Annotated in this window: 16 protein-coding genes; 1 reads left to right on the forward strand and 15 read right to left on the reverse strand. The window is 36.2% G+C overall.

Going from position 1 to position 20,751, the window contains the following annotated elements:
- Nucleotides 1-50 precede the first annotated feature (50 nt).
- The 10 genes from N2201_04620 to N2201_04665 form a co-directional block, all read right to left on the reverse strand.
- The gene (locus tag N2201_04620; GenBank protein MCX7785495.1) at nucleotides 51-572 is read right to left on the reverse strand and encodes a DUF4416 family protein; all 522 of its coding nucleotides are present in this window, start codon (nucleotides 570-572) and stop codon (nucleotides 51-53) included.
- A 49-nt stretch (nucleotides 573-621) separates the two neighbouring features.
- Nucleotides 622-1,326: an SMC-Scp complex subunit ScpB gene (gene scpB / locus N2201_04625; GenBank protein MCX7785496.1), complete on the reverse strand. Its 705-nt coding sequence runs from the start codon at nucleotides 1,324-1,326 to the stop codon at nucleotides 622-624.
- Nucleotides 1,327-1,504: 178 nt separating this feature from the next.
- On the reverse strand, nucleotides 1,505-2,734 hold the full coding sequence (locus tag N2201_04630; protein MCX7785497.1) for an aspartate kinase: 1,230 nt from the start codon (nucleotides 2,732-2,734) through the stop codon (nucleotides 1,505-1,507).
- 145 nt (nucleotides 2,735-2,879) lie between these two features.
- A complete protein-coding gene (locus tag N2201_04635; GenBank protein ID MCX7785498.1) occupies nucleotides 2,880-4,061 on the reverse strand; it encodes an aminotransferase class I/II-fold pyridoxal phosphate-dependent enzyme in 1,182 nt (393 codons plus the stop codon).
- Nucleotides 4,058-5,461, reverse strand: coding sequence for a PQQ-binding-like beta-propeller repeat protein (locus N2201_04640; GenBank protein ID MCX7785499.1), 1,404 nt, complete (start codon nucleotides 5,459-5,461; stop codon nucleotides 4,058-4,060). The genes N2201_04635 and N2201_04640 overlap by 4 nt, the downstream gene beginning before the upstream one ends.
- 1,675 nt (nucleotides 5,462-7,136) lie before the next feature.
- The gene (locus N2201_04645) at nucleotides 7,137-8,240 is read right to left on the reverse strand and encodes an aminopeptidase (GenBank protein ID MCX7785500.1); all 1,104 of its coding nucleotides are present in this window, start codon (nucleotides 8,238-8,240) and stop codon (nucleotides 7,137-7,139) included.
- Between the two features lie 60 nt (nucleotides 8,241-8,300).
- Nucleotides 8,301-9,167 carry a peptidoglycan DD-metalloendopeptidase family protein gene (locus N2201_04650; protein ID MCX7785501.1) on the reverse strand — a complete coding sequence of 289 codons (867 nt, stop codon included), beginning with the start codon at nucleotides 9,165-9,167 and terminating at the stop codon, nucleotides 8,301-8,303.
- 156 nt (nucleotides 9,168-9,323) lie between these two features.
- A complete protein-coding gene (gene fabG, locus N2201_04655; GenBank protein MCX7785502.1) occupies nucleotides 9,324-10,112 on the reverse strand; it encodes a 3-oxoacyl-[acyl-carrier-protein] reductase in 789 nt (262 codons plus the stop codon).
- Nucleotides 10,076-10,459, reverse strand: coding sequence for a polymer-forming cytoskeletal protein (locus N2201_04660; protein MCX7785503.1), 384 nt, complete (start codon nucleotides 10,457-10,459; stop codon nucleotides 10,076-10,078). The genes fabG and N2201_04660 overlap by 37 nt, the downstream gene beginning before the upstream one ends.
- A 58-nt stretch (nucleotides 10,460-10,517) precedes the next feature.
- Entirely contained in the window at nucleotides 10,518-11,627 is a 1,110-nt protein-coding gene (locus N2201_04665) for a saccharopine dehydrogenase NADP-binding domain-containing protein (protein ID MCX7785504.1), read from the reverse strand.
- Nucleotides 11,628-11,739: 112 nt separating this feature from the next.
- On the opposite strand from N2201_04665, the gene N2201_04670 reads away from it, so the two are divergent.
- On the forward strand, nucleotides 11,740-13,209 hold the full coding sequence (locus N2201_04670; GenBank protein ID MCX7785505.1) for a T9SS type A sorting domain-containing protein: 1,470 nt from the start codon (nucleotides 11,740-11,742) through the stop codon (nucleotides 13,207-13,209).
- A gap of 7 nt (nucleotides 13,210-13,216) precedes the next feature.
- Here N2201_04670 and N2201_04675 read toward each other — a convergent pair whose 3' ends face one another.
- From N2201_04675 to N2201_04695, 5 genes are all read right to left on the reverse strand, one after another.
- Nucleotides 13,217-14,524 (reverse strand): TldD/PmbA family protein, encoded by a 1,308-nt coding sequence (locus tag N2201_04675; GenBank protein MCX7785506.1) that lies wholly within the window; start codon nucleotides 14,522-14,524, stop codon nucleotides 13,217-13,219.
- Nucleotides 14,524-15,888: a TldD/PmbA family protein gene (locus tag N2201_04680; protein ID MCX7785507.1), complete on the reverse strand. Its 1,365-nt coding sequence runs from the start codon at nucleotides 15,886-15,888 to the stop codon at nucleotides 14,524-14,526. Before N2201_04680 ends, N2201_04675 begins: the two co-directional genes overlap by 1 nt.
- Before the next feature lie 676 nt (nucleotides 15,889-16,564).
- Complete coding sequence (locus tag N2201_04685; protein MCX7785508.1) at nucleotides 16,565-16,984, reverse strand: M48 family metallopeptidase; 420 nt, start codon at nucleotides 16,982-16,984, stop codon at nucleotides 16,565-16,567.
- Nucleotides 16,985-17,084: 100 nt separating this feature from the next.
- Nucleotides 17,085-20,081, reverse strand: coding sequence for an HsdR family type I site-specific deoxyribonuclease (locus tag N2201_04690; protein ID MCX7785509.1), 2,997 nt, complete (start codon nucleotides 20,079-20,081; stop codon nucleotides 17,085-17,087).
- Nucleotides 20,082-20,102: 21 nt separating this feature from the next.
- The coding region (locus tag N2201_04695) for a restriction endonuclease subunit S (protein ID MCX7785510.1) at nucleotides 20,103-20,751 on the reverse strand (649 nt) is incomplete at its 5' end.

A 20,751-nucleotide genomic window follows, 5' to 3' on the forward strand; every position in this document is an offset into this window, starting at 1 on the left:
CTACTGCACTGACCTTTGAATTAATTTTTAATCTCAAAATCGTCTTGTGTTTAAGTTTGGAGTTGTCGCAATAATTTACGACATTCGTTAAAGAACTCAATTGCTTTTCGATAATCAGGATAGGTCCATTCTAATGGCTGATAACTATGCTGTCGATAAATTAAAGTTACTTCCGCAAAGACACCTTCTTTGAGATAAATTCGATGCCCATAGTTTTTGTGTGTCGTAAGAATAAAATTCTGTAAGGTTAAAATACCTGGGTCGATATTAATTCGTCTTTTATTTTCTTCAGTAAGGAATTTTTTCTCTATCTGCTCCGCATATTTTTTTATTTCCACTAAGCGTTCAACGCTTATGAACTTCTTTGTTACTATCCAACACCTTTGAAGATTTTTACCCATTTCTTTTTCATAATAATCTGTAAAGTCAAAAGGTATAATCGGACTTCTTATCACAATTTCTCCGTAATTGTGATACAATATCTTTTCTGTAGTCGAAATTAAACTTATATCTTGGGTTATAATCCCCCACACAATTAATCCAAAAGGAATATGGTTGTTAGTTGTTGTCATAAAAATTTGCCTTACTGTTCTTCTCCGATAATAAAATTTTTCTGGATTGTTATTCTTCGTTGCGTCTTTGCAAGAACTCTTCTAATTCTTCTTTGCGTGGTAAGTCGTCTAAAGATTGCAATCCGAAGTATCGCAAAAACTCTTTACTTGTGCCATAGAGAAAAGGTGCGCCTGGTTTTTTGGCTCTACCACATATACGAATTAATTTTCGTTCTAAAAGCGTTACGATTGGTCCGGTACAATCAACGCCTCGTATCTTCTCAATCTCGGGTCGGGTAACTGGTTGGTTATAAACAATAATCGATAAGGTCTCTAAGGCTGCTCGCGAGAGCCGTTGGTGACTAACTTTGTATAGTGCTCGCACCCAGATACTATACTGCGGAAGGGTATAAAGTTGAAAACCTTGTGCCACTTTTTCAATACGAAAGGTTCGCTTGCTTGCTTCATATTCTTGATTTAATTCTTCAATTACACTCATAATATCTTCTGCATTTCGGTTAGTGATTTCGATAAGTTTACTTAGAGTTAATGGACTATCCGCAGCAAAAAGCAAGGCTTCAACAATATTTTTTAATGTCGGAGTTGTTTCTGGCTGATTCACACTGCTGGCACCATCACCAGATTGTTGTCTTATTATATTTGACTGTTGAGTTGCAAAAATATCTGTAGGTTTATCCAAATCTTGTGCGATTGGTTGGTCATTGTTGGACAAGGGCAGCAGGTGGTCTGAGTTTATTTTTTTCTCTTCTTCCATACCTATATCTTCTCTTTCAGACTTATAATTTTTCTCTCAGACATATAACTTTTCTTTCAAACTCATATCTTCTCTTTCAGACATATAACTTCTCTTTCAAATTTACAACTTCTCTCAGACTCATAACTTTTGTTTCAGACTTATAACTTCAGCAGTTTTTGTTGCGGTATCTTTTGGTTCATTTGTTTTTAGTTACTAAATCAAAGCGCTTAAGTAATGCTCGAACTGCTTTTTTAACTTGTGTGTTATGTAAAAAACAAGTTATTTTCATTTCTGAACTTGTGAAAGCATCCGTATGAATTTTAAGTTTATGCAATGTCTCGAATAACTCAGAAAAGATTTCGACATCGCTTCCAATTCCTGGACCAATTAGAGAAATTGAAGCGAGGTTTTGGGCTTCGACCAATTTTTCGGCTTGGACTAAATTCTTAGCAGTTTCTAAAACTGCTTTTGCTCGTTGATAATTCTCGCGAGTAACTATAAATGAAAGGTCAAATTTTTTATGATAAGGCACACCGTGCGCAAAAAACAATAACGGAATTTTGGCTTCGGCTAATCGCACAATCACTTGATGCAAACATTTCGGAAGTTGCGGAACTGCTACTAATGACAATCGACACAAATTTGTATTATGGGAAATTGCCCGCACAAATGCTTTCTCTGTATTTTTTTGAATTAAATTATTGCTATTTATCATTGTTGCATAATCCCTTCTTAATGATTTAATTACCAAAGGCACTTTATATTTTAAGGCTAAAGCGCACGCACGCGGATGGAGAATCTCCGCACCGGCTGTTGTCAATTCTGACATTTCCTGATAAGACAATTGGGAGATATGTTTTACTGAAGGAAACAATTTGGGATTTTCCGTGAACACTCCTAACACATCTTTATACAACTCACATCTTTTGGCTTTAAGAAATGCCGCAATGGCGACCGCCGTGACATCAGAACCACCTCGTCCTAAAGTCGTAATTTCTTTATTAAAACTTACGCCTTGAAAGCCTGCAATGATTGGAATTTTGTTTTGTTTTAAGGCTTCATATAAACGATTACCTTTGATTTCAATTATTCGAGCATCAGTATGTTGGGCATCGGTTATGATACCCACTTGTGAACCAGTAAAAGAGATTGCCTCAACACCTCGACGCCAGAGAGCTAAGGAAAGTAGCGCCATTGTTATTCGTTCACCGCTGGTTAATAACATATCGATTTCTCTGCCCTCCGGATAGGGGTTTATCTTTCGGGCTAAATTTAATAATTTATCTGTGGTATCGCCCATTGCCGAAACGACGACAACTACTGTCTGATTACGGGTCTTATGCTCAACGACAATTTCCGCCACCTTTTCAATTGCGGCTAAGTCTTTAATCACACTACCGCCAAATTTCTGAACAATGATTTCCATTTATAGAATCAAATCCTGAATATCAAAATTCAGGAGAGCAAGATGTTTTTTATATTTTGATTTGTCTTTTTACATATTGATTTTTTCATTTTGAATTCTAATCGCTACTACCAATTTGACATCTATATTTTAACAAGGCGACCGGTTATCTTTTTAATTGTTGGAGTCGGTTCAGCGCGGTCTTTATTTTTCCCAATGGTTGGATTAGTGCAAATCGGATATATCCTTCACCATAGTCGCCAAAGCCTATGCCCGGAGCAACCAGAATCCCAGTCTTTTGTAAAAGATACCCAGCGAATCCTTGAGAGTCGTTTTTATATTTTGAATAGGGAATTTTTGTCCACAGGTAAAATGTCGCTTTAGGCATTTTCGTATTCCAACCCAAGGTTTGAAGTCCTTGGGCAAAAAGTGACAATCGTTTCTGATATGCTTTTCGAGTGTATGCGGCAAATTTTTCGGTATTATTTAAAGCAAAGATTGCGGCTTCTTGAATCGCACCAAACGGTCCAGAATCAACATTCTGTTTAACCTTCAAAAGCGCTTTTAAGATCTCTTTATTACCCACAGCGAAACCGATCCGCCAACCACATATACTAAAAGTTTTTGATAACGAATGAAACTCAATACAACATTCCTTTGCGCCTGGAACTTCTAAAATACTATGCGGTGGTGTCTCGTAATACAGCTCAGAATAGACATTATCGTTAAAGCAATAAAAACCATATTGTAACGCTTTATTTACTACATCCTGATAAAATGAAATCGGCGCAACTGCGGTTGTTGGATTATTGGGATAATTTAACACTAAGAGTTTTGCTTTTTTGTTTGCTTTGATTTTACTCAGGTCCGGTAAAAAATCATTCTCTTCTCTAAGTGGCAATACTATCGGCTCGCCACCGGCAAGTAAAGTTTGATTAAGGTAAACCGGATAAGACGGAGAAGGAATATAAGCAATATCTCCCTTATCGATTAATGCCCAAAAAAGATGGGCAATGCCTTCCTTAGTTCCTAAGACGATGACTACTTCAGTTTCCGGGTCAAGTTTCACATTAAATCGACGTTGATACCAATCAGCAACTGCTTTCCGAGTTTCAATTGAGCCAGCATAAGTAGGATAACGGTGATTCTCTAACTTATCTAATGCCTTTACCAATTCAGCAATAATTCTCTTTTCAGGAAAGAACAATGGATTTCCTTCGCCCAAATCAATAATTTTATATTCACCCTTTAAGATGTATTCTGCTTTTAATCGGTCTAAAGCCGCGAAAAGGTAAGGTGGAATTCTATTTAAGCGTGATGCGTGCGGGAATATTTTAGAAGGTTTCACTTGTCCTTGCGGCCGGTGTTTTGTTGATTATATCGGATAAGCGGCCAAGCACTCTTGGCTGGCGGTGCAAAACCATTAAATGCGTAGAGTTTTCCTTGCCACGAACCAACATAAACGGTTCCATCATTATCAATAACCGGTGACGGACTATACATCATTTCTTTACTATCATCAGCAATCATCCATTTAAAAAGTAGTTTGCCTTTTTGATTTATGACGTAGAAATAGCCGTCATCGGAGACAAAATAAATATTCCCCAAAGAATCAATGGCTGGTCCTGAGAAAAGATAGTAGTCTGTCTCAAATACCGGCAACACTTCGCCATAAACTTCTTTTTTATATAAAAGCCCATCTTCTGCTCCAAAATAGATAATGCCGTTATTTCCAATTGCCACTGGTCCACGGATGGCATCCTCATCGGGTGTTGGTGCAATCCACTTTAATCTGCCTTCTTTGGTAACCGCATATAATGCCCCGTCCGTTCCTCCCACATAAATTGCATCGTCATTACCAATGCTGGGTGAACCAAAGAAGTAGGCTTCATTTTCTTCAGGTGGCTTAAAGGTCCATTTAATTTTACCTTTTGGCGTCAAGGCATAAATGGCATCCGAGGCGACATAGATTGTGCCATCCGCATCGATAACCGGAGAACCAGCAATTTCGTCACCGGTCTGATAAGTCCACAACAACTTTCCGGTAGAAGATACTGCATAAACCTTACCATCATCACAGCCAAAATAGACCGTGCCACCTTTACCAATTGCGGGTGATGAATAAATAGAATTTCCCGCCTTAAATTGCCAGCGTTCTTTGCCCTCAAAATCAATTGCGTATAATCTGCCGTCTGTTGAGGTGATGTAGATGCCATTTTTATCAACTGCCGGTGATGAATAGATTGCGAAAACTGCGGAAAATTTCCATTTGGGACTGCCATCTGGATTTATTGCATAAAGTGAACCATCTTCACAAGTAAAATATATTTCTTTTGTTGGTCCAATCGCAATTGCAGAATAGGAGCCAGATTTTTGCGAAAATTGCCATTTTAGTAAATTAGGAACTATTGTCAGAACCTGGGAACTGGACCAGTCGCTGATATTACCTTTTTCGTCTTTAACCCGAACCCGAACATAAAATGTACCGATGCTTTTATATTGATACTTTTCAGAATAAACATAACCAGAATGAGTAAATTCACTCCAAGCCGAAAAATTGCCGTCACCCCAATCGAATTGATATGCGATTTTATCCTTATCCGGGTCAGTAGTTTGAACTGTAAAATCAATAGGTGCCACGGTGTCACCAAAAAGTTGAGTTAAAATTGAATCCGGCGTTATTGGTGCCAGATTTTCCGCAAAGAGAAAACCAATCGTTAATATCACTAATGTTATACTCTTTCGCATATACTAACTCCTTGACTCAAGATAATTGCTTTTAGCCAATCACTATACGCAAATCTCATAATTAATAATAAAATAAATAAAATTTTTCAAAAGTCAATGCTAATTTGCTATGTGTCCAAGAGATACTATACAGTTAAAATGAGATTTAATCATAATGGTTATATGAAATAGAGACTAAATAAACATTGTAAAACCACCAAAACACTAATATCTGGAAAATAATTTTTCACTAAATACCAAACATCTATCTTCTTTTCAGACTAATGGGTTTGGTTTCTTTCTTATCAACATCCTTTTCTATTTCCTAATTTGGTCCATTTTCATTCCGATAATGATTTACTTACTTGGAACTTCCATCTGACTTTTAGCGGATAATATCCAATAGTATGAAACCATAATCCTTTTTATATTTTCATAAGCATTTTGGTCAACCACTATTATGCTTGTAAGACGCTTCCTGCAATATATCTAAAAGATATTAAAAAAATCAATATTTTGATTTTGAAAAAACTCTATAAAAGAGGGCTAGGGTGGGGCTAACCCTAATCTGACCATTTGTTAGATTTATGCTAATTTTGACTTAATCTATAATCGGTATAGAAGATCGCATACTGGTTAGTGTCTGATAGATATCAAAATGTCTTAAAATTTTTATTTTTATAAACAAAGGACCTCTGATTTGCCAATAGATTGTAGAAACTGTTCTTTCTTATCTCATAAGTTATTTCTGAAAGGATAGGAAAGAAATTCTAAAATCAAATCAGTACGAATTCCTCACTATCGTATTATTAAAAGAACGAAGTTGTGATATTGTATAAAGGGCGCTCTAAAATCAGATTTGGGCGAATTCTGTTACTGCCGTATTATTTAATGAGTAAGATTATGCTATTGTATAAAAGACAACCTAAAATTAAACCGGAATTCTGTAACTGCTATATTTATAAAAAAGCAAAGTTATAATGTTGTATAAAAAACAATCCAAAATCAAATATAAAAGATAATCTAAAATCAAATCAGAACGAACTCCTGAATCAAAACCAAAATGCCAGGTAATAAAAAATCGATGTCACATAAAATAAGCAAATGCTATTTATTAACAAGAGTCAAGTATGACAAGAACCGGCTTATCGATACTTATGAAAAAGTACTATGAATTTAACCTTGATACAGAAAAATATTCAATGATTAAGTGCGTCTATTAACGGAATTGTCTTTTTTTCAAGTTTAACGGAATTGTCTTTTTTTTCGAGTTCCCTCTTATCATTCAGAAGATAATAACAGAAACACCCCAAATGTCGAAGAAAACATTATGTTAAGATACTTCATTACACTCAAAACGGGCAAGTGTAATCACAGATAAGTAATCCCTAAAATCGCATTCAGCGTGACGAATGGAAAATATCTTTTATTTTGAAAATCAAGGCGACGAAAAATTCTCCGTGTCGAAAAATGCTACTTTTTGAGATTCCTCACCCAAAATAGGTATGTTCAAAAACACATTTTTATGCTTTGGTAAACTCAAAATGACAACCAGAATATAGCCTACTATTCTGAAGAACAAAGCACTTGAAGAATCTACCGTAAATCATTCTATAGACTGGATATTTTTTACGCTTCACTATTGAGCATTTCTGATTAATATTTAGTTTTCAGATAACGAATTTATATTTAGTTTTCAGATAACGAATTTACCTTTTTTATAGATTAAACTATTATCCGCAAAGACTTCGCCTTGTTTTCTTAAATCACAGACCATATCCCAATGCAGACTGGATTTATTTTTGCCGCCGGTTTCAGGATAGGATGAACCTAAAGCAAGATGGATTGTGCCTCCAATTTTTTCATCAAACAAAGTGTTTTTAATAAATCGGGTTATACCGTAATTGGTTCCGAAAGAGAACTCACCAACTCTTTTTGCTCCGGCATCCATTTTTATCATCGACAAGAGATAATCTTCGCCTTTTGATGCTTTGACTTCAATTACCTCGCCTTGTTTGAATCGTAAGTAAACATCATTAACCTCACGGCCCATATAGACACAAGGAAATGAAAATTTAATTACGCCTTCAACTGAATCTTCGATGGGCGTGGTAAAGATTTCGCCATCTGGAAAATTCTCTTTGCCTTCACAACTAATCCATTTTCGGCCTTGGACGGAAAATGACAAATCAGTATCTTCACTTTTAATTCTGAGTTTTTTTACTTTACTTAAAATCTTAATGATTCTTTTCTGTTCTTGTGCTAACTCCTGCCATTTTTTAATCGGGTCTTTATGATTGAGAAATCCGGCAGAAAAGATAAATTCGCTAAACTCATCTAAAGACATTTCTGCATCCTGGGCTTGAGCATTATCTGGATAAGCAGTTAAAGACCATCGCATCAGTCCTTGGTGAGCCCGTTCCAGTCTTCTTTCAAGTAGATAGCCGGTTGCTTTTCGCCTTAGACTCAATCGTTTAGGGTCATAATTGGAAAGGGATTTGCGGTTGAACTCAGTAATGATATATAAGTAGGCTTGAATCTGTTCAATTTCAAATTTCTCTACTTCTGAAATATACGCCAGTTGCTCTTCACTGGCTTCTTTTAAGAATATTTCATTTAAGCCCTCGCCAATATATTTTACATAAGGGTGTGCGCCTTTTTTTAGGGCGGTTCGATATACCTCATAAATTAAGGGGTTTGCCAAATGGGTTGAGATGATTTGAAACAAATCGCCCTTTTTGATTTTGAGCGAATAATTGACCAATACATCTGCCCAGCGTTCTAATCTAATATCTTTCATACTGCCTCCTTAATCAAACTATAATTTTTTGAGAGATGTAAATCAGTAGGTTGAATAATTTTAACGACTGGCGGATTCAGTCAATATATAATTTAAGGGATTAACCCAACTCCCGGCAACTTTTATACCGTAATGAAGATGATTGCCGGTTGCTGAGCCACTTCTTCCGACAGTAGCAATCGTATCTCCCCGATTAACTTTTTGGCCGGTTCTAACTCTTATTGACTGACAATGTCCGTAGAATGTCACATAGCCGAATCCGTGGTCAATTTCAACATACCTTCCCCAGCCTGGCTTATATCCCGCACTTTGGACTCGTCCATCAGCAGTGGCTAAAATCGGTGTGCCTGCAGGTGCAACAATATCAATACCTTCATGAAATTCTGATTTACCTGACCAGGGAGACTTGCGATAACCAAAACCACTTGATAGCCAACCGGCTACAGGCCAAATTGACGGCGTGTGTCGCAATAAGGCACTTTGCTGTTGGAGATAAGATTTCAATTGTTGGAAACTTTTCTCTTGTTGTCTTGCCCGTTCAATTAAGTTATCAACTTCTGCAATAATATCACCTTCATTACTACCACCATAACCCATTTTCCGCACATCTTTCGGCAACAATTCTAAATTCGCCGCAATCCGAATTTGGGCATCAAGTTCGGCTAATGCTTGTAATTTAAGGCTAAGGGTTTCTAATTGTGTTCGGACTGTGGCAATTTCCGTTTTTAGCAATTGATTCTCTCGATTCAAAGTTTGAACCTTTCGATGAGTATAGGCATAATGAGATGTCGCAATTACAAAATAGATTGTCAGAGGCACAAGCAATACTAAAAATCCGGCAATGAGATAAAACACATATACCGGAATCGAAAGATTAAAAAACTTTGCCCGTTTCTTATAGAAAAGGATAATATTAATTAAGTTCATAAATCTTCCGTACCTTGAGAATAAGAAATAACATTAATCAAGTTAACAGACCTTCAGTATATATCAAAAAACTATCTTGTCAAGCAAAACTTTTCTCATCATTAGTTCGCTCCTTTAATCTCTTGCCGGCCAGATTAACTCTTTTATCTGTTTTTCTTATCCCATTAGCATTCCGCCGTCAACTCGAATCACTTGTCCCGTAATATAAGAAGTGTCTTCTGAAGCCAAAAACAGACAGACATTGGCAACATCATCTGGTGTCCCTTCTCTACCTACCGGTATCAGTTTTAAGTATTCCTGAATCACATTTTCCGGTAACTTTTCGGTCATCGGCGTCTTAATAAAACCTGGGGCAATCGCATTAACCGTAATATTCCGACTGGCTAACTCCTTGGCAATCGATTTAGTAAATCCGATGATACCGGCTTTGGCTGCAGCATAATTTGATTGTCCAATATTACCCATTTCACCAATTACTGACGAAATGTTTATGATTCTTCCCCATTTTGCCTTTAAGAGATATTTGACGCAGGCTCGGGTGAAATTAAAAGTGCCCTTAAGATTTACCCGAATCACACTATCAAAATCAATCTCTTTCATTCTTAATAACAGACAATCCTTAGTAATTCCGGCATTATTAATCAGAATCTCAATTGCACCCAGCGCTTGGGCGATTTTATCTACGGTCTGTTCGACCTCTTCAAAACTTCCCACATCCACCTGATAGGCAACTGCTTTAGCACCAATAATTTCTATTTCTTTAGCGGTTAGTTGTGCTGCTTCGCCATTAATATCACAGACTGCGATAAACGAACCGGCTTCAGCAAATTTTCGGGCAATTGCTTTACCAATGCCTGAGCCGGCTCCAGTAATTATTACTCTTTTGCCTTTAAGTCCAGTGCTCATAATTAATCCTTTCGCGTCTCTTTGCCACTCATTTGGCATTTACCTTCAAAAAAGCAATCTTTAGCAATAATCAAATTGGTACAGATGATATCACCTAATACGGTTGCTCCAGCCTGTAATTCGACACTACCTTGGGCATTAATATTACCTTCAACTCTTCCACCAATAACCGCATCCTTACAATTGATTGTGCCCTTAATAAAGGATTCTGGTCCAGTGAGAACCATTTCTGAAACCCTAATATCACCCTCGATTTGTCCGTCAATTTTGGCTGAGCCTGAAACTGCCAAGTCACCCTTAAAATTGGTGCCCTTTCCAATAAATGAATCTAAACGGTCCAAATGTTTACTGCCAGATTCACCTAAAAGATTCTTTTTCCCAAACATAGTATTTAGTATAGAACTATTTGCTCACTTGTCAACAATAATTTTCCTTAGATTAAAATTAATAATCGCTTTGATTTATTATAATCCTTCTCTTTTTCAACTCCGATTTAATAAAATCGCTAATTTTCTTATTCATTCCTAAAAACTCCGGTGCGATTACCCCACACGCTGGGTAGTCTTTGATGCATTGAGTGATAATTGAACAAGTATAAGCGGTCATCCGTGCCATTGATGTTATCTGGTATTGCTTATCGTAGTAATCAAGACAATAATACCTTCGGCTTTTATTTTTACTTTTAATATCAATTAACAGAATCGTTAAATCCCAATCATCGCCTTTATTCAATTCCGTTTGTAAAAACTCAAGAACATAAGTTTTAGGCTTAATTTTGCTATTAGTAAAAGGATTAGGTTCTGATGGACAAAATCCGAATTTAAGCAACTCTCTCATAATTTCTGAATGACCTGCATAGCGAATTGTCTTTTCTTCCATATTTTTTATATCCTTAAAAGTATGCAGTAAACTGCGAAGTCCATCAGTATAAAAACATTCCAACTGACCAATTTTAGGAATCGAAAATTGTTCAATTCCGGTTAAGGCTTCAACTTTAACTATTTTATAATTATTAACGATTCGGGCAGGTCGGGTGTATTCAGCAACTAAATCGCTCGGCGACCAGGTGAACTTATAATTTAATGGCAGAATCGGATTTTGCGGAATCCCGCCAACTAATATTCTGAAACTGTCGATTCCGCCTAATTCTCGATAGGCTTCACCAATTAAGATATTAGAAAGTCCTGGAGCAAAACCAGCATCTGGCACAATCTTGACCTTTTTCTTTTTCGCCTGCTTATCAAGTTCCAACGGATTCTCTTCTGAATACGACATATCAACTATATCAATCCCGGATCTAACGGCGCATTGCATTGCATAGTATCCGAGAGAAGCCGGTAATGCACCAACTACGACCTCAAAATCCTGCATAAGTTGCATTAATGCTTCGCGTTTGGTAACATCAAAAAGTTTTACTGAGATATTTCTCTTCTGTCCAGTCTTACGCAGATTTTCTCGGTTTACATCAACAAGTGTCACTTTGTGGCCCATTTGGGCTAAATCCCAAGCAACAATTCTGCCTTGCAATCCAGCACCTAAAATACAAATATTCATAGCGCTATAATAACCGATTAAGGATAAAAAATCAATAGTAATGCATATCTCGGATTCGAAAATACTTCGGATAATCTTGATTTTCCTAAAAATAGGTCTATAATTCTGTATTATGCGACGCTCTTTAATGCCTATTTATCTTTTAGTTTTATTTGTCCAATTATTATTCGCACAAGTTGAAACCTTACCGGCGCCAATTATTAAAAATAAATCGTTTGAAATCCTTTCCAATAGCCGATATTCTGTCCATTCTGGTTTTACCAGTTCTTTATCTCGTCAGATACTTTCTAATATTTTATGGTCAATGAACAAAGCACCTCGGTTAGGTAGTTACCGTGAGATTTATGTTGCTACCCCAGCCAATGTTTATAAATATGATTCAACAAATCATTGTTTAGTTCTACATCTTGCCGGCAATCATCGCTATTCGCCTAATTCTGCGTTTGAAATTGGCGTTGCGACGGAACGGCATGAAGAAACCGGATTTATCATTCAATCTGGTTTACTGGCTGGGACTGCTTTCCGAGATTCCAATGTGGCAACTTGTCCGATGAAATACGCTGCCGACTATGCTAATAACAATTGGAATCCCCTGCATCCGATTAAATGTGTTAATGTATTCGGTCGATACAGTTCAGTGCCCGCTTTAGATACAACTTGCCTCGCAATTTCTTCGGACTCGTCACTACCCTTACCACGAACCAATCGCGCTGATACTTTTGAAATAATTTTATCTTCATATAATCAGGATTCGGTTTTCAGTGCCTCATCGCTTTCTTTACAAAATATTTCTCAATTGGCTTGGGCTGGTTATGGCGTAACACCTCATATGACAATTAACAATCGTCGTGGCCTTACAGTTCCGAGTGCGGTTGCAGCCTATTACTTAACACGGAAAATATATATTGTGCGTGATGTTGGTGTCTTTCGCTATCATAATCGTCGACCACCAGGAACAGGACTCTCCACTGCTGACCATCGTCTCGAATTAATAACCGCTGAGGACCGACGCGGCCTTCTTAGAGCCGCAAGTTCAAGAATTCCGTCTACGGCGCCAGTATATTTTGTTATCTGTGTTGGCGATACTCTTAGTTATGGTCCAATGCAGGAAGCCGGTTTTGTCGGCTTTCAGTTATTAATGCAAGCCCAAGCACTCAGAATTAACGGCTATTTAACTGTTCCTTTAAATATAACCGAACGAACTGCAATTATAAATGCTCTGAGTATTCCGACAACAGATATTCCGGTTATCGTCTTTTCCTGTGGTGAACCCTTAACCAGTGTTAACCAATCACAAAATAAGATTATCGAAAATGAGCAGTTACGTGTCATCTCACTTAAAAACGGAAAGATAAAAATTGAATATCGGCTAACTGAACCTGGGATGACATCTTTAGCAATTTATGATATAATCGGTAGATTAGTTTATTCATTTGAAAAAAACTTCCAGAATCCAGGATACTATTCAGTTGAATGGAACAAGAAAGGATTAAACAATCAACAATTATCTTCTGGAGTTTATATTGGTAAATTAATAAGCAACAATAAAGTCAACTCGGTCCAATTTGTCTTAACTGAATAACAACTATTTATCCTTTAGTCGCAACTGACACATTATCCAACAGGATTGCGGGCATCAATCCGGCATAACTGAAATATACAGCATTGCTTACATCAATCACATTCTTCAACACCTCGTAAATATTACCGGCAACCATCACATCCTTTAGTTGTCCGACGATTTCGCCTTTCTCAACATATAATGCCGGATTAGCCCCAATAGAAAAATCGCCATTGGGAATATTACCACTGTGTGCTCCTAAGGCACCTTCAACAATAATTCCGCGGTCAATTGATTTTATCATATCTTTGATTGACTTATTACCTATCTGATAGCGCATATAAGCCAGTGTCGGAGTTGGCTTTAAGGTTATGGTATCACTTTCCCATTGGCCTGACCGATAACCATGACCGGTTGGTTTCATGTTGAGTTTCTTGGCATAGTTCAAATCGCAATAAAATGATTTAAGCGTCCCGTTTTCGACAACCATCATCTTTTTAACCGCAACGCCTTCATCATCAAATGCTCTTGCGCCAGGATATTTATCATCTAACGGGTCATCGTAGATTGTTATCTTTTCGGAAAAGATTTTCTCGCCAATTTTATTAGCAATCGGTGAAATTTTCTCGTAGACACTTTTACCACTGGTTCCGCTATTTATCCGCCAATTTAACGCATACATCACATTCGGCATAAACAACACTTTCATCTTACCGCTTGTAGTCTTTGTCTCTTTAGTTGACTGATTGTAGAATTCAATTATTTCATTGAGCAGATTATCTGGCATCTGACAGAACTTTTTATCAGCAAAGACTCTACCAATACCAGCCGCTGTGCCTGGATAAGATACTGAAGCATAAACACCAAAATAACTTGACTGCGTGGTCACATCAGTTCCTTTATCATTCAAAATTCGAATTTTTTCTGTAAAAGTATAGGCGGTTGCAGAAATTTCGCCGTTCGTTTTCTTTAAAGCCTCGCAGATACGGTGACACTCCTCAACCATCTGATTACTACTAATATTTTCGATACTGGCATCATAGGTATTTAATTGAGGTAAATCTTGAGTTAAAGGAAATTCATACTCCGCACCCACGCCACCTTTTAAGGAATTGAGGGCATTCTGTAATAATTCTTCTTGATTAATTAGATTCCGAGTATAAGCAAAACCCAGTTTTCCGTTTTTAATAATTCGGAGACTAACTCCAGATTGGAATTTAGTATCAATCTCGTGGAGTTTGGCATCTTCAAAAGAGACAACATTCTGCTTATTATCTAAACTATAAATCTCAACTTGGTCACAAACTTTTTTCGCCATAGATAAGAGTTTTTCCATTACACACCTCCTAAGACCAAACCTTGGGCAATAATATGTGGTGCCCCATGACAAGAACGGATATTCAATTGTCCTTTACCACAACCGCCTCTTTTGGTTAAAACCAAATCATTGCCAATTGCGGTAATACCCAATAAGGTTTTATACAAATTACCGGAGATATTAATATCGCGAATCATAGTGGTCTTCTTGCCATTTTTAATTATATAACCATATTGAGCGCCAAAAGTAAAATTCTCACCGGCAGTTTGACCGCCTTTAGCATCAAGAATATATAAGCCATTTCCTAATAGTTCAAAAAGTTCCTCTAAGGTCTTATCTGCTGGTTCAATAAAGATTGTGCCCATTCGGATAATTGGCGCAAAGCGATAATCCTCTGCCACACAATGGCCGGAAAGAGGTTCATTAAATTCGGCTGCAGTGCGTCGGGAATGAAGCCGACCAACCAAAACACCATTTTTCATCAATTGAGTTCTTCTTACTTTTACCCCCTCATCATCATACTTATAAAATCCCAATTGATTCGGTAAAGTGGCATCATCCACAATATTCAAAACATCACTACCTAATTTACTGCCCAATTTCATCTTTTCGCGCATCGCTGGTAAATTTTCAATAATATCCGCTTCCGAAAAATGGCCGAACGCCTCATGGGTAAAAACACCCGCCATACTGGGATTTAAGATACAATTATAGACTCCAGCTTTAACCGGTTCGGCTTTAAGTAAATCAATGGCAATTTGGGTGCGTTCTTCAAAAAGTGCTTCTGGATTACGAATCGAGTGAAACCCATCACTACCACCAGTTGCTACTCGCACATTCTGCACCAAACTACCATCTTTAGCAATAATCTCACCAGCCAAAGATAAAGTAATCAAATCTTCTCGGATTTCTGAACCTTCGGAAGAGACAAAAGTTTTCTCACGAATCGTTTCTCGGTAAGCAATATTTGTGGTCGCAATCTCTTTATGACTTAAAGCAACATTATTGGCTTTGCGGGTGATCTCCAGTTTTTCTTCCATTGACACTTGACGCGGGTCTTCTTTTAAGTTTGGCGTAAAACTATCTTTAATGACTTCAGTCTTTGCCAGAATGACCGGCTTAGGTCTTTGTTTACCAATTAATTTCGCATTTTCCACTACAATCTTCGCAATCTTATCTGCATCTTCAAATTTCGTAAAAACTGCGGTTGCCAAACCACCGTCTTTGAGCGCTCGAACTACATAACCGTCGGTCGCATTAGAACTAAGTTGGGAGAGTTCTTTGCCATTAAAGACAATTACCGTCTCTTTTTTTATCTCATATCGGACATCAGCATAATCCGCATCAATTTTGGCTAAAATTGTTTTTAACTTATCAAGCATATTTTTCTCCTTTTATTTCTATTGAGATTATTGAAAAAATAAAGTTTCGCTGAGGCTTTATCTTGTCTGATTTTAAGTTCATAAGAAAGATAATAAACCAAATTCCCACTTTCGTCAATATTTCTAAAACACCATATAAAAAAACTAAAAGCCTGAGAATCATATAAATCAAAACCCAAAACATTAAATCACAAAAAACCTGCTCTAAATTTTCGTTAATTTATTAAAAGACAAAAAACCAAAACATTTTATAACTCTTAAAATGTAACCTTAAAAGTTTCCCACCTTTGGCAAAGTTGTCTTAACAATATGACTTAAAAACGCATTGATTTTGAAGATGTTAGATTAATTCCCATAGATTTTAGCACAAAATTTATTAAGATAAGGGTATAGTGCCCTCCATAGCCCAAGATACCTGTTTTTAAGTGGAATAAAAAGTCTATTTTTGCGTCTATTAAAGCGCCTTTTATTATGTCTCGGTAGGCAGAAATTTTGCTGAGTCTTTAGGTATAAATCAAGGTGGCAAGATTAAAATGTAAGCCCGTCCGAAAAACCCTGCCATTTATGTAACCATTCCCTAAACCTAATGCCTTATTAATCACCCAGTCAATCAGGAAACCACGCTATTCGGATTCAAAAAATCATAGTTAAGAAATCTTTTCTTTATTCTAACCCATTAAGAATTTATCTTTTGGATTAAAAACCAGAATTCAAACAGTTCTTTTTCTAAACCGCAATAGTTGGCAAATCTTTTTGATATTATGTTCCAAAACTTTTCACTATGTCTTTTTTCAACGATATGAGTAAGTTCATGAGTTATTATATAATTAATAAGGTATTTAGGTAAATACCTCATCAACATATTAATTGTCATATTTCTGTTTGAACTTAAACTTGCCCATTTTGTGCGCATTTTCCTAAAGAAAATTTTATTAACCTTGACCTTAAGGTATTGGGAATTTGTTCCAACTAAATCGTAAACTATATTCTTAAATTGAATCTCATTTCGCTTAACAAGTTTTTTATTCTTGGCGGAGAGTAGTGTATTCTCAATAAAAATCTGTTTCTTTTTTATCCAAATTCTATGTTTATTCAAAACTGACTCAGAGTCTACGCCGAAAGGTAAAATCAAATGCAACTTACCAGTTCTAAATTCTAAACGCGGATATTTAATTTTCCGAAAAAAAATTTGATAATTATCCACCATAAGTTTTAATATATTCAATTAATTTCTCATTAATTTCATCAATATCAGATAGTGTAATACCATATTGCTTCCGATACTTTCTAACAAATCTTCGGACCTCTCGCTCAATTTCTTTTCTGGCAGTTATTTGATAAGTCCATCCAGTATAAGCGCGACTCCCAACAATTTTAGCCAACTTTTTAACATCATCGATAAATTCTGGTCTTGTTCCAAGTTTCGCTTCTAAAGTAAGCAGCATCGCATATTCAAAATCCGAAAAACCGAGTATTCGTTGTCTTTGATTAAGTCGGTTTATTTCGTTAATTGCTAACACGCCTTGTTTATAAATCTCTTCATAATCCTTTGTCTTTTCCCGCCATAACTGGACAAGTCTTTCCACTTTGCCGACTAATGATTCGTAAATCGGATTTCGGTGGCGGTCAACTAAAACCAAGCGATTAAGAGTAAATAGAATATTAGCGGCTTTTTCTTGTGTGTTTTTAACTTCTGCTTCTAATGATTTTAGATAATTTTCATCAAAAACAATTATTGGTAATACTTCGCCATATTCAACTTTGATTGCATCGTGAACTACATCCATTGTCCTATCAAAATATTTCTGAACATATATTTTATCATCAATCTTAGCGACAGTTTTAACATAGGTATTGTAAATAACCGAAATCCATTCGTAATCTTTATATCGGCCAATTTTAATCTCGGTTGAACCGAGCAATTCAAACAATCGGCGCAATTTTCGATAGCGTCGGACAAATTCTTTTTCAATATGTTCATCGCTCGTTATAACTTCAATTGCATTCAGTAATGTTTCACGCGTAACCTCTTTCCTCACTCCTTTTAACAATGCCAACATCTTAACAACCAAGGACTCAAACTCTTGCTTTAACTCATCTAAGTCATAAAGCGCGCCCTTAATATCTTCTTCACTATACATCACAAATGCCTTTTTCAACTCCTTTAACACGCCAATATAATCAATGATTAGGCCGGCTTCTTTAATATCCTTATAAGGCCGATTTGTCCGAGCAATTGCTTGAAGCAAGCGATGTTCTTTTAGTGGCTTATCAAGATACATCGTTTGTAAAATTGGAGCATTAAACCCGGTAATTAGCATATCAGTAACAATAAGAATCTGGGGAAACTCTTCATTCCTAAAATCCTCTCTGATTTCTTCTCTAATCTTATCTAAATCTTTACCTCTAAACTTTGGCCGATTCCTCAATTCAGTTAAATATTCCTTTATAACATCATCTTTTTCTTCAGCAAGAAATGTCATTACCACTTCAGAGTATTCCTTGGGCAACAATTTATCTAATGCCCGTTTATAAAGCACACAGGCTTTTCTTGAAGCCGCAACCACCATTGCCTTAAATTTACCTTTCACTTTATTGGTAAAGTGTGTGGCAATATCTTGGGCTTTTTTATCAATCCGATAGGGGTCTTCTAAAATAATTCTGATACTATCCAGTTTTTCTTTAATTTCTTTTTGCACTTCTTCTCTCAATCCATCGTCTAAATCTTCAAATTCACTTTCTAAAAATGCTTCAAGTTTATCTTTCTCCAAATGCACCTCGTCTAATCGTGGTTGATATGCGATTTTAACTGTAAACCCGTCAAGAATCGAATCCACAATAAAATAGCGGTCAAGATACTTTTCTTCTGGTAAATAAGAAAACTCACGATAAGTGTCTTGGGCTCTTTTGGAAATCGGTGTCCCGGTAAAACCAAAAAAGAACGCTGATTTTAAGATACTACGCATCTGAGCAGAAAGTATGCCATATTGACTGCGATGGCCTTCATCAATAAACGCAACAACATTTTTCCGTTCACTAATTGTCATCTTCCTTTTCGATATTTCATCTTGTAAAATTTTTAACTCTTCAGGCCGAAATTTATGAATCAGGGTAAAGAAAATGCCCCGTTTACCTTGATAATCATTATGAGTTATTACTTCTTTTAATTCTTTAATTGAAGCAAGCGGTTTTTCTGGTTTAGCAATGTCCAATGAGCAAAAGTCTTTATATAACTGGTCTTGCAAATCATCGCGGTCAACAATAAAAAAGATAGTTGGATTTTCCAGTTTTTTGTCATAGAAAAGTTTATTTGCGGCAAAAATCATCTCTAAGGTTTTTCCTGAACCCTGCCAATGCCATATCAACCCTTTATTTTTATCTTCCTTACCTTCTAAATTTCTAATTACCCTTTCATAAATCTTATTCACAGCACGATATTGCATATACCGAGCAATAACTTTCGTAGATTCGCCAAACTGTTCCTTAACGAAAATAAAATTCTTAACCATATCAAGCAAAGTATTCTGAGACAACATTTCAACTGTGGCATCAACCGAATCTTTCAATTCCTCCTTCCACTCATCAATAATAACCTCTCTCTGCCAAGGAACAATCGGAAAATATCTGGCAACTTCTGCCACAGCAACACCAATTTGAACATATTTATAAAGTTCCGGAACTTCTCTTTCGTAAGCTTTAATCTGATTATAAGCATCAGCCCAACTTTGAGAAAGTTTGGACGGGTCTTTACATTCAATATTTACTAAGGGAATACCATTAACATATAAAACAACATCAACTCTGATTATATTTGCACTTGACTTATAATAAACCTGACGACTGACAATATACTCATTGTTTTTAATATTTTCATAGTCAAAAAGTTGAAGTTGGACAACAATTCGTTCTTTTGCCAGTTTTACTGGAACACCGAACTTATAATAATTAAGAAGAGTTTTTATTCCTTCAACCGCCGTGCCTTTTAACTTCAACTCATTAAGAACTTGTCTGATTTCTTCGTCACCAATTTGGATATTATAATTGATTCTTTTAATAGCCCGGACAAGGTTGGGAATTAAAAGCGGTTCATCATAACTTTCCCGTTCCAAATCATCCGCTTTAACAAATTGCCAATTTTTTTCTTTTAATTTATTGACGATGTAATCTTCAATTAAAACTTTTTCTTTAAGCATTTATGCTATAAAAGCACTTCTTCAGAAGTAAACTCTTTTTCTTCCTGTGAGCAAATCATTCATCAATCCCTTTTTAATTCGCTCCAATTTTTCCTTTCGCTTTTGTTCCAAATTCAATAATTCATCAACCGTTGAAAGAATCTCAGCAATTTTCTGCTGCTCCGGAAAAGGCGGAAGAGGAATTAGAAATTTTACTATATTTTTAATATTCAAGTAAGGTAAAGTAGTACCTGCGGAACTTTTAGCAAATTTTATTTTTCGTAAAAAATAAAATAAGAATTTAGTATCTATAATTTTATCATTGGGTATTATTGCACAGAGATGACTTACAAGATATGAATCTACATAAAGCATAGCTCTTTTTTCTAAATTTATTGATGCACCACTTTTAGGGAAAATTATTGTTCCCTTTGGGAATAATTTTAAGTTATACTCTTTAATTGCTTCCTCATTTATTAAATCCCACTTTTCTACAAAAACTGTAGCGTTTTCTAAATGTTGTACTCTAACAAATGGATACCTACCGTTTTTAAAATATTTCTCACCTTGAGGTGCATATCCTCCGGTATCAACTATAGATATTTCTCCTAATTTTACCACTTCCCACTCTTTTGGAATTTGGCAATTGAGTTCTTTGCTATACTTAAATTCTTTATGCCCGATGCCTTTG

Source organism: candidate division WOR-3 bacterium, assembly GCA_026418155.1.
In the GTDB taxonomy this organism is placed as follows: domain Bacteria; phylum Hydrothermota; class Tepidihabitantia; order Tepidihabitantales; family CAIPLT01; genus JAOABV01.

Coding starts and splice junctions, on each gene's coding strand:
- N2201_04620 (MCX7785495.1), bottom strand. CDS start 572: ATGACAACAACTAACAACCATATTCCTTTTGGATTAATTGTGTGGGGG.
- scpB (MCX7785496.1), bottom strand. CDS start 1,326: ATGGAAGAAGAGAAAAAAATAAACTCAGACCACCTGCTGCCCTTGTCC.
- N2201_04630 (MCX7785497.1), bottom strand. CDS start 2,734: ATGGAAATCATTGTTCAGAAATTTGGCGGTAGTGTGATTAAAGACTTA.
- N2201_04640 (MCX7785499.1), bottom strand. CDS start 5,461: ATGCGAAAGAGTATAACATTAGTGATATTAACGATTGGTTTTCTCTTT.
- N2201_04645 (MCX7785500.1), bottom strand. CDS start 8,240: ATGAAAGATATTAGATTAGAACGCTGGGCAGATGTATTGGTCAATTAT.
- N2201_04650 (MCX7785501.1), bottom strand. CDS start 9,167: ATGAACTTAATTAATATTATCCTTTTCTATAAGAAACGGGCAAAGTTT.
- fabG (MCX7785502.1), bottom strand. CDS start 10,112: ATGCCAAATGAGTGGCAAAGAGACGCGAAAGGATTAATTATGAGCACT.
- N2201_04660 (MCX7785503.1), bottom strand. CDS start 10,459: ATGTTTGGGAAAAAGAATCTTTTAGGTGAATCTGGCAGTAAACATTTG.
- N2201_04665 (MCX7785504.1), bottom strand. CDS start 11,627: ATGAATATTTGTATTTTAGGTGCTGGATTGCAAGGCAGAATTGTTGCT.
- N2201_04670 (MCX7785505.1), top strand. CDS start 11,740: ATGCGACGCTCTTTAATGCCTATTTATCTTTTAGTTTTATTTGTCCAA.
- N2201_04675 (MCX7785506.1), bottom strand. CDS start 14,524: ATGGAAAAACTCTTATCTATGGCGAAAAAAGTTTGTGACCAAGTTGAG.
- N2201_04680 (MCX7785507.1), bottom strand. CDS start 15,888: ATGCTTGATAAGTTAAAAACAATTTTAGCCAAAATTGATGCGGATTAT.
- N2201_04690 (MCX7785509.1), bottom strand. CDS start 20,081: ATGCTTAAAGAAAAAGTTTTAATTGAAGATTACATCGTCAATAAATTA.